The organism is Candidatus Neomarinimicrobiota bacterium, assembly GCA_012964825.1.
In the GTDB taxonomy this organism is placed as follows: Bacteria; Fidelibacterota; Marinisomatia; order Marinisomatales; family S15-B10; genus UBA2125.
This window is the reverse complement of the sequence record DTTI01000018.1, coordinates 34,227-46,389: the sequence shown is the minus strand read 5'-3', so window position 1 is coordinate 46,389 and position 12,163 is coordinate 34,227. Positions and strand designations below refer to the sequence as shown.

Annotated in this window: 11 protein-coding genes and 1 tRNA gene; 1 reads left to right on the top strand and 11 read right to left on the bottom strand. The window is 48.2% G+C overall.

The window, feature by feature from the left end:
* The first annotated feature begins 316 nt into the window (after nt 1-316).
* Entirely contained in the window at nt 317-868 is a 552-nt protein-coding gene (locus EYO21_01245; GenBank protein HIB02439.1) for a site-specific integrase, read from the top strand.
* 72 nt (nt 869-940) lie between these two features.
* Here EYO21_01245 and EYO21_01240 read toward each other — a convergent pair.
* The 11 genes from EYO21_01240 to EYO21_01190 form a co-directional block, all read right to left on the bottom strand.
* A tRNA-Sec gene (locus EYO21_01240) sits at nt 941-1,036 on the bottom strand.
* A 63-nt stretch (nt 1,037-1,099) separates the two neighbouring features.
* The gene (locus tag EYO21_01235) at nt 1,100-2,104 is read right to left on the bottom strand and encodes a hypothetical protein (GenBank protein HIB02438.1); all 1,005 of its coding nucleotides are present in this window, start codon (nt 2,102-2,104) and stop codon (nt 1,100-1,102) included.
* Nucleotides 2,049-3,041, bottom strand: a complete 993-nt coding sequence (locus EYO21_01230; protein ID HIB02437.1) for a tetratricopeptide repeat protein — start codon at nt 3,039-3,041, stop codon at nt 2,049-2,051. Before EYO21_01230 ends, EYO21_01235 begins: the two co-directional genes overlap by 56 nt.
* Nucleotides 3,041-3,358 carry a LapA family protein gene (locus EYO21_01225; protein ID HIB02436.1) on the bottom strand — a complete coding sequence of 106 codons (318 nt, stop codon included), beginning with the start codon at nt 3,356-3,358 and terminating at the stop codon, nt 3,041-3,043. Before EYO21_01225 ends, EYO21_01230 begins: the two co-directional genes overlap by 1 nt.
* Nucleotides 3,345-4,676, bottom strand: coding sequence for a tRNA (N6-isopentenyl adenosine(37)-C2)-methylthiotransferase MiaB (gene miaB, locus EYO21_01220; protein ID HIB02435.1), 1,332 nt, complete (start codon nt 4,674-4,676; stop codon nt 3,345-3,347). The genes EYO21_01225 and miaB overlap by 14 nt, the downstream gene beginning before the upstream one ends.
* 66 nt (nt 4,677-4,742) lie before the next feature.
* Nucleotides 4,743-5,693 carry a hypothetical protein gene (locus EYO21_01215; GenBank protein HIB02434.1) on the bottom strand — a complete coding sequence of 317 codons (951 nt, stop codon included), beginning with the start codon at nt 5,691-5,693 and terminating at the stop codon, nt 4,743-4,745.
* Nucleotides 5,694-5,751: 58 nt separating this feature from the next.
* The gene (locus EYO21_01210; GenBank protein ID HIB02433.1) at nt 5,752-6,600 is read right to left on the bottom strand and encodes a sigma-70 family RNA polymerase sigma factor; all 849 of its coding nucleotides are present in this window, start codon (nt 6,598-6,600) and stop codon (nt 5,752-5,754) included.
* A 34-nt stretch (nt 6,601-6,634) separates the two neighbouring features.
* On the bottom strand, nt 6,635-7,009 hold the full coding sequence (locus EYO21_01205; GenBank protein HIB02432.1) for a hypothetical protein: 375 nt from the start codon (nt 7,007-7,009) through the stop codon (nt 6,635-6,637).
* Nucleotides 7,010-7,275: 266 nt separating this feature from the next.
* Nucleotides 7,276-8,733 (bottom strand): Asp-tRNA(Asn)/Glu-tRNA(Gln) amidotransferase subunit GatB, encoded by a 1,458-nt coding sequence (gatB, locus tag EYO21_01200; GenBank protein HIB02431.1) that lies wholly within the window; start codon nt 8,731-8,733, stop codon nt 7,276-7,278.
* A gap of 75 nt (nt 8,734-8,808) precedes the next feature.
* Nucleotides 8,809-11,289, bottom strand: a complete 2,481-nt coding sequence (locus tag EYO21_01195; GenBank protein ID HIB02430.1) for a TonB-dependent receptor — start codon at nt 11,287-11,289, stop codon at nt 8,809-8,811.
* A gap of 41 nt (nt 11,290-11,330) precedes the next feature.
* Entirely contained in the window at nt 11,331-12,158 is an 828-nt protein-coding gene (locus EYO21_01190; GenBank protein ID HIB02429.1) for a DUF4249 family protein, read from the bottom strand.
* Between the last annotated feature and the right edge of the window lie 5 nt (nt 12,159-12,163).

The window sequence follows — 12,163 nt, the reverse complement described above, 5'->3', positions numbered from 1 at the left end:
CGTCGGGGAGACGGGCTTAAGAGAGCGGAGAGGGCGGGATTCGAACCCGCGGTACCCGTAAACGCACACACGCTTTCCAAGCGTGATCGCCTAACAGAGAAAACGCCCAAAGGCACGTTTCTTTCAAAGGCAGGGCTGAACTCAGAGCTAAAGCACATCAAGGCGATGTTCAATTGGGCTGTAAAATCCAGCCTGTTGACCATTTCGCCGTTCAACAACGTGAAATTCGTCAGCACTCCTGAAAAGTCGATCAGGTTCCTGACTGGAGATGAGATTGAATCCCTTTACAGGGCTATGGCGATGACACAGGACGTTGATGCAGCCGATCTATCTTCTGACATTCTATCTCCAGACGGGTGCAAGGCGGTCTGAGATACTTCCGCCTAAGTTCACGTGGGTGAACGTTGACACTAACGAACGGCAAATCGTCCTAATTGGAAAGCGAAATAAGCGAAGAGCGCTACCTCTCAGCGATTTACTCCTGGAGATACTGAGTAGGCGCGGCTATTATTCCCACCCTTTCGACTATACTGGCGACCAAGTACGCCATAAGATTGTCGAAAAGTATTACAAATGGGCGGGTATAAAGGACGCTAACATACATACACTGCGCAAAACCTGTGGGGCGCTGTTAATTCAGAACGGTGTTGACATCTACAGGGTGAGCAAGTGGCTCGGTCATTCCACAGTTACCGTAACTGAGCGACACTACGTTGATCTCCTCAAAAGAGATTACGAGGACATTGCGCTCATAGCGGACAACACTGTAGGCCGGTATGCAAAGGGCTTTTCTCAGGAGTCAAGGGAAAAGCTTGTGCCATATACGTGCCAAATTAGCCCTCCTAAGCCTGTTTTTCAGAACGCTTGAAAAATGAGCTACGGCGTGAATATGGCAGTGATTTACTTCTGTAACCTCCTATGATATAGGCAATTACACCATTAGCGGGAACGTGTGAGAATCGAACTCACCTCCCACCTCTCCGGCGGGACGACGGTTTTGAAGACCGTGGCGGGCACCAGCCTCGCAATCATTCCCATTTTCAAGTGATCCGATGGCAGGGTATATGACCTAACTGTAGCCACCTAATCACAAACAAGTCTACTCCGGTCGTTTGATAACCAGATAATTGAAGCCCAGATCTCTTTTCAATTTTTTCCCGGTGAACTCTGCTTCCGTCCGGTCGCCGAAACGGATCACCTGCACCGCATATAGATTTTTCCCTTTTACCGTCACGGGCCAAACCTCAGCGTCATACCCGCTCTGTTGGAGCCGCTGAACCTGCCGAAGGGCATTTTGCCGCGCGCCGAAGGCCCCTACCTGAACCACAAAAGGTCTTGCAGGTGCTGGCGGCTCCGTATTTTTCGATGGAGGCGGCTCTCTCCTGGACTGTGGCACGGTGGCCTCCGGCCTTGAGACTGCGGATTCACTGGAAGCCTGAGAGCGCTGTGGCGCTGAAACCGCCTGGGAAGCATCGGCTCGTTTCATCCCTTCGGAGAGCGGTGTAGGTGCTAGGTCACCCAGAGGCCGGCTGACCAGGGGCCGCTCAGAAGAAAAATCATAGTTGAAGTCGAGGGAGGGAAACCTCGCACCATAACTTTGAATATAGTATTTCGCACTGTCAGTTTCACCAATAGCCAGGAGTGAATTGATCTGGAGATCGATAACCCGTTGTAGATGCTCGGAATTGGGATAGAATCGCGGTAGTTTGCCCAATTCTCTGCTGGACTGCGTATAAAGTCCCCGGGCGTAGAGATATTCACCTACCTTGGTGATGGCGTCATCAGCATAGGGTGAATCGGGATAGTTCTGGATGAGCGACTTATATGCGATGACAGCCTCTTCCGCTCGTTCTTTTACAAGAGCTGCAAGAAAAACGACTGCATCATTTCTTGGGTATTGGTCCATTAGTTGAGGGATGCGCGCCCTTACCGCATCCAAATTGCCCGACTCCACTTCCCGAAACAGATCGGAAAAATCCTGCGACCACACAGTTGAAAGAAGTAGAGACAAAGAGAGCACAATTGAATAACTCCTGATCATGGTTTCATTAACGTCTCCCATGTATGAGGGTGACAATTTCATCCACTTCATTGGACAGTTCATCCTCTTTCCGCTTTCGGAGTTCCAGCTTCAGCCGTGCCAGGCGAATTCGGACGGACTGGCCGTTTCGACTCGTAAGATCATCTAATATGGTGATGGCCTGATCAAACTCACCCTTCGCCGCCAGCACATTGATGAGCCCCGAAAATGCGTCCATATTGCTGGAATCTTTTTCACTTAGTCCACGGTAGAACTCCTCCATTTCGCCAAACCTGCCCAGTTCAAAGAGGGCCTTTTCAAGTCTGCTGTAAATTTGTTTACCGGCACCAGCTGACTTGTCCGAAAATGTTTTCCACTGTTCCACCGCCTCATCAAGGTTTCCCTCATTCTCGGCTAGATTCCCGAGGTAGAGATATGCATCAGCAAAAGATTCGTCCGCTGATGTGGCCTTTTTATAAAGACCTTTTGCTTCCTGGAGCAAGCCGTCCTCTTCCCTGTCTCGCCCCTGCATCAGGATGTAATAGGCGTGTTTCCCGGGCATCTTTTCGCGGGTCACTTTTTCCAGACGCCGCAGATACTTCGAAGCCTTATCCCATTGCTTCTGCTTTTCACAAATGTCAATGAGATATTCGAGGGCCCACCGGTTTTTCCTGTCCAGTTTCAGGACACGGTTGGCATGCTCCTCAGCCCGGTCATACCGCCCAGATGCGGAATAATCCCTTGCCAAACTGGTGTAGATTTCCATCTTCATGGCCGCCGAGAGCCGTCTCCGGAAAGTGAGAGCTTGGTGTATCTTAATGGCCTGATCGGTCTGGGAACGTTCCCGGAAAATGTCTCCCAGTTTCAGGTAAGCTCGAACGTTCTCAGTATCTTCCCGAACAAGTTTCCGAAGCTTGGTGAAAGCGGCGTCAGTTTCGCCCCGAAGAAGACACTCCAGTGTTTCTGTATAAAGAGCGTGTGAATCTTTTTTCCGGCGGAAAAGTCTGCCCAGCAGATCCACTATTCTTCCTCGTCGTCAACCTCGTAAATCCCTTCATCAACAGCGATGTTCCTGAGGGAATTGATTTCATCTGACAGCTTCTTATTCTCGTTTCTCAACAGGCGTGTCTCAGCCTTGCTGGTCATGATCACTGATAGAGCAAGGGCGTAACCGATGAAAATTCCCACACCAACAGTCACAAGGATGACAAATGCAACAGGGACATTCTCAAATTTCCTCACAAGAAGATCAACGGCTACCGGGTCGGTATTCTTCATCAGGACAAGGAGCAGCCCCAGAAGCACAACAATACCTAAAAGAGCCTTAAATAATCGCATGAGATTCTTTACCTACTTGAATAATTTCACCGAACAGAGAGACGCCCTGGGCATCCACAATTTTGACATCAACCAGATCACGTATCTCGGCTGATTCTTTGGGAAAAATGACCCATTTGTTGTTGTCCGTCCGCCCGGCCCATTCGTTTGAAGACTTCTTGCTCTCCTTCTCAACCAGCACTTTCACCTTTTTCCCGATTTCCTTTCTGTTCCTGAAGAGGGTGTGTTTATACTGAAGGTCGACCAATTTTGCCAGTCGATCCTTTTTAACCTTTTCCGGGATTTGGTCACTGTATTCGGCCGCTTTGGTGCCGGGCCTTGAAGAATATTTGAACGTGAATGCAGAATCGAATTTTACTTTTTCCATGACAGCCAGCGTCTCGCCGAATTCTTCCTCCGTCTCACCAGGAAACCCTGCAATGATATCAGTAGATATGCCACAGCCGGGCAGGATGTTCCGGATTTGCTCCGATAGAGCGAGGAACTGTGCCTGGGTGTAAGTGCGGTTCATTCTTTTTAGGATTCTCTCGGCGCCGGCCTGAAGGGGAAGGTGGACTGAATTGCAGATGTTCGCGTGATCCCGCATGACGAAAAGCATATCGTCATCAATGTCTTGCGGGTGAGGCGATGTGAAGCGGATTCTCATCACGCCGGGGATCTGCGCAACAGCATCAAGAAGTTCTGGAAACCGGGCATCACCGTGCCGATAGGAGTTCACATTCTGACCGAGGAGTGTAATCTCCACAAAGCCCTGGTCCACCGTCTGCTGGACCTCTTCCACAACACTTTCCACAGTACAGCTCCTCTCCCGTCCCCGGGTGAACGGGACGATGCAAAATGTACAGAATTTGTCACATCCCCGCATAATGGAGACCCAGGCGTTGATCCCTTCCTGACGGGAAGGATAGAGATTTTCATACACTTCGAACCTGGAAAGGCGTGTGTCAACAACAGAAGCATTTGTCTCCTCATGGCGGCGCAGGAGTTCAGGAATTCGGCGGTATGAGTCGGGGCCCAGAACAAAATCTACATAGGGTTTATTTTCGAGGATGTTATCCTTCACATGCTGGGCCATGCAACCCATAATGCCGATAATCATCTCTGGGTTGTCGTTCTTCAGCTTTCTGAGTTTTCCCAGGCGGGAATGTATCTTGTCCTCAGCATGCTCCCGGATTGCACACGTATTGAGAAAAACAGCATTAGCACCGAACTCGGAATCTGACCGGGCAAAACCGCTCTTCTCCATCATGCTGGCCACCAGCTCAGAATCTGCCACATTCATCTGGCAGCCGTAGGTCTCAATGTAATAACGCTTCATTGAGGTAAAGTTACCCTCCCGTCTGAAAGAGAGTCAAGAATCTCGTTCTGCGAGATGACTCTTATTTTATCTGAGATTACGGGCTAAAAAATAGTGCTCGGGATCCTGGGGGGTCCCGAAATAGTGCACTTCGTAATGAAGGTGACTGGCGGTGGATCTTCCTGTATTCCCTACCTGGCCAATCAGGTCTCCCCGCTTGATCTCCTGACCGCGCTTCACCAGTATCTTGTGCAAATGGGCATAAAACGTATGATAACCGTGACTGTGATTGATTTTTATGGTGTTGCCATAATTACCCAGCTTACTGGCTGAGACAACCCTCCCATTTGCCGTGGCGTAGACGGGCATTCCCTTATTGGAAGAAATATCCAGCCCGTGGTGGAATCGCATCTCCCCGGAAAAAGGATCGTTTCTGTAACCCAGACCTGTATTCAAATACCCGCCCTCCAGTGGCCGGATGGACGGAATTGATGAGAGGCGCTGCGAATTATCCTTGATAGTATTGTAGATGGCTGTATAGCTCTCCTTCTCAAGACGGACCTTCCTGCGCAATTCGCTGATATTCATTTCAATATCCGATATCTTGGCATCAATGTCAGGAACCAGCGTCTCAAGATTTGAAGTTCGATTCATGGCAGATCCACCAACACCGACCCGGCGAATGTCCTGATCGATGAGAGGCAAATTGGCATAAGTTCTTAAAGCTTTATCTTTATCTTCCAGTTCGGCCATATCTTTCTGCATTAGATCCAAATTGGTTTGCAGATCTGTGAGAACGGCGACGAGAGACTGATTCTTCTCTCGCACCTCCCGGAGTTTCGCCTGGTAAAGAAACTGGGTCAGAAATTCCGTTGTAAAGAAAAGAATAGAAGCAAAAAGAATAATGGATAACAGAGATATGGCAATCACTGTTCCTTGTGAGAACGACCACTGGTGTACGTTTACGTCGCTGTCATCTCTGATAACAACAAAACGCATCCCACCGCTCGATGTCCCTTTTCGGCTAAATAAATGCATGATACTCGAGGTTGTAGTAGGGGAATTTTAGGAAATCAGGCTAATTTTCCAAAGAGAATCAGCCTAAGAATGCCCGAAGCAGATGTGCCCTGGTTGCGTGCTGAAGGCGTCGAATAGCCCTCTCTTTCAGCTGGCGAACCCTTTCCCGGGTTAGTTCCAAACTGTCGCCAATCTCTTCTAGAGTCAGGGGGCGGTCCATGTCAATCCCGAAATAGCATTCAATAATCATCGCCTCCCGATCCGGGATTGTTTTCAGCACCCGTTTGATCTCTTCGGTGAGCGAATCCTTCATAATCTGGGCCTCAGGACGGCTGTCATCCGATTGTAGGAGATCGCGCAATGATGTCTTTTCGTCACTCCCCACGGGCTGATCAGTAGAGAGGCTTCTGGTATTGAACTTCACAAGCTTTTCAGCTTCCTGTTTCGTTATCTCCATCACTTCAGCCAGCTCTTCCATCGTGGGCATTCTCTCCAGTGAATGCTCCAGCTCTTCGGACCGTCTTTTCATCTTAGTTACGGCATTGGCCACATTAGCCGGAAGATGCACCACTCTCCCCTTATCCGAAATAAATTGCAGGATGGACTGTCGTATCCACCAGACAGCGTAGGAGATAAACTTAAAACCCCGCGTTTCATCAAAGCGGTAAGCCGCCTTAATGAGACCGATATTGCCCTCATTGATGAGATCTTCCAGGGGAATCCCCGTCACGCGGTACTTATTCGCCACCGAAACCACAAACTTCAGATTGGCGTTAATAAGTTTGTTGAGAGCCTCTTTGTCCCCTTCCCTAACAAGCTTAGTAAGCCTGACCTCTTCCTCGGGCTCCAGGGGCTGGGTATTCTCTATTTCACTGAAATAAACTGCAAGGGCGTGACCGAGAGAATCACTTGTTTTCTTAGAAACCAAAGTTTAGACGGAAACCTGGACCGAAGCCGTCAAACTAGTCTGAAGATTCGGTAGTTCCCTCTTCCTCCTCACTTGAACTGTATTCATTCCTGATCTTTTCAAGGCTCTCTTCCTTTTGGGAGATTCTTTCCTTGAAATCCTTTGCCTCTTCTACCATCTTGAAAAACTTATCATTTCCTGTAAAGTTGGAGACGTTCTCTCCTTCCGTAGTGCCATAAACGTAACGGCCGAGACTGGCAAAGCATTTGTCCAGGTCTCGCTCCAGTTGATGAATTTCCAGCTTTACCTTGCCGACTTTGGTCAGCTCTTCGGTCTTGGTGGCGGCTACTTTACCCAGTTCCCCAGCTTTTTCAGCGGCTGCATTCCCAACCTCTTTAATATTCTTTTTGATATCATTCCAGATTGCCATGTTGTTTTCCTCCTGATTACGGATTAAGTGTTGGTATAATGTATAAACAAATTCTTTTTATTGCTTTCCCCATCGCTTATTCGCCCAGTAAGCGACATAAAAAAGTGCTGCTCCCCCGGCAAGTGCTTGGACTTCGAGTATGAGGTTTCTATCGCGTACACCGATATAGAGTCCTGAAAGTACTGAGATGAGAGCCATGATTTGCAACGATCGAAATAGCACATAACGCATATATTACTCCGTTCAGGATGGCAAGTTCCGCGAGATTACTTAGGCTCCAGAGAAGCGGTAAGTAATTTTTTCACCGCTTTGGGATCAGACTTGCCGCCGGTGGCCTTCATCACTTCGCCCATAAAAAAACCGACGAGCACCTTCTTGCCTTCTCTGTACTTGGCCAATTCATCAGGGTTGTCGGCTATCACCTGAGCCACCGCTTCACTGAGCGCACTTTCATCGGACACTTGAGCAAGACCCTCCTTTTCGATGATCTCAGCGGCTGCAAGGTCACTCTTCACCATTTTCCGCAAGATATCTTTTCCTGTTGTATTGTTAATGGTGCCACTCTTTACAGAATTCAACAGTCCGGCAAATTGATCAGGTGTAACGGAAAATGACGACACCGACATCCCCCCATCTTTGATGATACTAAGCACTTCCCCCAATATCCATTTGGCTGCCTCCACCGGCTTAGCTCCGGCTGAGACCGTCTCCTCAAAATAGCCAGCCAGCGATTTCTCAGAAGTAAGAATCAGTGCATCCTCCAGCCGGAGACCATACTGATTGACAAAACGCTCCTCTCTCTCATACGGCATTTCCACGAGCGATAAACGCACCGAATCCAGATCGCCATCACTCACAGAAAGAGGCACCAGGTCGGGATCGGGAAAATACCGGTAGTCATGGGCCTCTTCTTTAGTGCGCATCACTTCCGCCTTTTGCTCCGCCTCATTCCAAAGAAGTGTTACCTGTTCTACCTCTCCCCCGCCATCCAGCACCTGGGCCTGGCGCACAATTTCACTCGCCAGCCCCCGCTCTACACCGCGGAATGAATTCATATTTTTCATTTCAGTCTTTACACCAAATTCAATCTCCCCTTTGGGGCGGAGTGAAATATTGGCATCACATCTGAGATTCCCTTCTTCCATGTTGCAGTCACAAATATTCAGGTATTCAAGTATTTGTTTAAGTCGGGTTAGGTAAGCCCTTGCTTCACCTGGAGATCGAATAACGGGTTCAGACACGATTTCCACTAGAGGAACACCGCACCGGTTAAAGTCAACCTTAGTGCCGTTTCCCTTCTCGGCGTGGAGAGATTTGCCTGCATCCTCTTCAAGGTGGATCCGCGTAAGGGACATTTCCCGGATCTCCCCCTTCCATCGAACAGTCACTGTTCCACCCACACAGAGCGGTTCATCATACTGGGAAATCTGATACCCTTTTGTCAGGTCGGGATAGAAATAGTTCTTCCGGGCAAACCGGGAAAACTGTGTGATCTCACTGCCCAAAGCCAGACCGAGCCTCAAGGCGTAAGCCACAGCCTTTTCATTGGCTACCGGGAGGGCACCGGGAAGTCCAAGGCATGTGGGACAAGTATAACTGTTTGGAGAAGCGCCGTAGACGTTCCGGCAACCGCAAAACATTTTTGTCTGGGTGGAGAGTTGGGCATGGACCTCCAAACCTATGACCGGTTCCCAACGCTCCAGCACGGCGGAAAGATCGTTCATGACAAAAAGAATATATAAAGAGTTGAGCCCGTTGGGAAACTGTTCAGGCGAAAAATAACAGAGGGAAAACCGACCTTAATAAATCTCGAAGTCGTCCCTGTTGCCGTTTTCCATTCCCTGCCTGCTGAAACGGCTCCGGTCTTCCATCTTTCCAAAGCGATATTCCAGAGAGAGAGTAAAGGTCTGGCTAAAAAAGTCTCTGTTGGCCTCCTGGGACCAGTTGTCACCCCAAGTTTCGAAATGGAATCCTGTCAGGTTGAACGGGTCTCCCATCCGGACTGAAACATTCAGTTTCTCATCAAGGAACTTCTTTTTCAACGACACGGCAGAGAAAGACATGGACCCCATTCTGCCGATAGGAATGTCCCGTGCCGGCCTATAAAACATAAAGAACATCATTTCCGTCGTCGGGTTCATGTTCCAGGTTGTGTTAATACTGTACCTCTGACCCTTTGCAGTCCTGTTGTAATCTTCCCCGAAAATGTCTGTATTGATTTCATCCCAGTAGATACTTCCATTGAACATGAGCCTATATTTCATACCCAAAGAACCAATTAAAGTATATTCCAACCCTTTGCTTTCCTTTTCACTGATATTCTCATAGGTGGCAATGGACACACCCCTGTCTGTAACCTCTTTGTACCGCTCGATCTTGTCCTTGGTGTAACGGTAATAAGGACCCACGGTCACTGAAAAACCTCTTGAGAAACGGCCAATATTAATCTCGTAAGAGTCAATATACTCAGGTTTCAGGAAGGGATTTCCCGCCCGCATGTTTTGCATATCCTGACGGGTGGTAAAAGGGTTCAGCTGCCGGGAGCGAGGACGGTTTACCCGTTTGGAATAGCTGGCTTGAACTTGCAAAAGCTGAGGCGCACCGGCTGAGAGGGAAAGGCTGGGGAAAAAACTACTGTAGGGGTTTTCAAATTTTTCGCGGGTATTTATCAGTTCTGAGTTCATGGATACATTTTCATACCGACCCCCCAGAGTCATGCCCACAATACCTATAGTCGTGGTATACTGGACGTAGGCGGCGTTTATATTCTCGTCGTAGAGAAATTGATTGGTGTAGAGGCTGTCATCAACGAAGATATTGTTGCCATCATCAAAAATGTAGGCCAGTTGACTGTCGTCCCGCGTTCGCAACCTGCTGTTAAAACCGACTTCCAGGAGATTACCGTTTTCAAAAGGGTGAACATAATCAGTTTTAAGATCAAAGTTGGTATCCGCTCCCTCATTTCCATTTTTTGCCCCGTTTGGGTCCACAACCTCCTCAAAACCGGACTGAGGTGTTGTCCAGTATTCACTGGAGCCGTCACTCCCCCCTGAAGAGTAACGAACAAATGAAGTAAGCTTCTGTTTAGGGTTCTTGAATTTCTTGTCATAATTAAAGTTGATATCGTAACCACCCCTGTCACTGAGACCGTCCGTATCTCGGTAATATTCAGAATCAAAAAGACCGCTTTCTGAAGTAGTGGTCAGATTATTATTAATACCATCACCGCCGTTAAGGGTGGCAGAAAAGGCCACGGATTGCATGGGATCAATGAAATATTCAAACCCTGTTTTCAGAAAAAGGTTATCCCCGTTTCGGTCACCCTTGTTATCCTGGTCGAGTATATTGTTATAGGAATCAAACTGAAAAATTCGGTAAGAGTCACCTGAGAACTGACGGACACTTTGCCGAACGCCCACATTCGCAAAGGTATTGAGAGTGATGGTACGCCAGTTAACCTGGCCGGAAATATTTTTTCCACCCCTGGAATCAGCACTGGAATTCATATTACCGTTCAGACCGGCAAACTTGTTTTCTTTCAAAACAATGTTAATGATACCGGCCATCCCTTCCGGATCATACTTGGCACCTGGATTGGTCATCACTTCTACATCGGCAATGTTGGCAGCAGGAATGCTCCGCAAAAGCGATTTCACATCACCGCCGGCAATGGTGGACGGTTTTCCATCAATCATGAGGTTCACCTGGGAACTTCCCCGAAGGCTCACATTGTCATCCATATCCACTTCCACTCCGGGAACCTGGCGCAGAACATCAATGGCCGATCCTCCTGTTGAGAGGGTATTTTCTTCAGCGGAAAAGATCCGCTTCTGGGCGGTCTGGATAAACATGGGGCGTTCACCCATCACCTGAACCTCCCCCATCTCCAAAACTTTCTGCACCATTGGAATGGTCTCCAGGTCGTGAGTGGTCTTGTTATCTCCAAAGGGTAAAAAGGTAAGGGGACCCAGCTCTTTTTTTGTGTAACCGATATATTCTACTATAATCATATACCGACCCAGCGGAATTTCGGTAATGTGAAATTCACCTGTCTCCTTGGTGATGCCGCCTGTAACAATGGTTCCTCCCCGCTGGCTGACGACATAAACGGATGCATAAGGGACCGGAAGACCTGAGGCCGAATCCACAACTGTTCCATAAACGACACCTATTTTAGGTGCATCCTTCATCTGCTGGCGCTGCATACCTCGTCGACCATGGGGCTGAGCTGATAAAACTGTGAAACAGAGAAATGTTACTATGATAGTTATCCTACGCACTTGATTTCCTTTTCATATTATTGAGTTTATGAGGTAAATCATTATCTTTCTTTTACCACCGTGAAATTTAAGGTGTCGCTGTTGAAAGCGGCAAAGATTCCAAGACCCCCTTCGATATTGGAGAACGGTTCATTCAGATCTCTCGAATCCTGCCCGCTGGTTTCATAGAGCATGACATATTCTTCATTTACGCGGTAGAGTACCAACTCATGATCTCCATAATGTGTGACCACTGCGGAACTGAGAGTGTATCTTGACCAACGAAATGGTTGAGTGATGAACCGTTTGAAACGCGGAGGAAGCTGAAGATCGATAGGTTCAGGCTCTTCCTCCACATTATCGAATGTAATGTAATAATAGTTTCGTTCTTCGTTCTCCCAGGATATCTCAGTCCTGTTATCACCTGACATGATCCAGTTAATAAAATCTTGCCGACTGTTAATCTCAGGTACCGCCAGAGTATCAATGGTGAGACTTGCTTCTTGAGGCTTTGGTGGCACCACAGTGGTGCCCGTCATAACCTTCCCGGCCCAGACAAGCTCGATGTCAAATGTATCTCCCGCTTCAATAGTCAAATCTTCACCATTGTAGCTATAATATCCACTATCGCCTTCTGAGAGCACAAGATCATAACGTGAGCCATATTTGTACAAAGAAACTTCCGCTTCGTTGATAGGTTCAGCAGATTCAGACTCATCATCCAGCGCTAGTGTCGAGGTGATATTGATCTGATTGACGGGTTGGCCAGCGTAAATGTAGGCCCGTATCGCTGCAAGGTTTGCATCAGGAACGATGAGCACTTCATTATCACAGCCGGAAAAAATGATACCGGCAACAGCAATAAACATCATCCTGAACAGTGATCTCATAACAC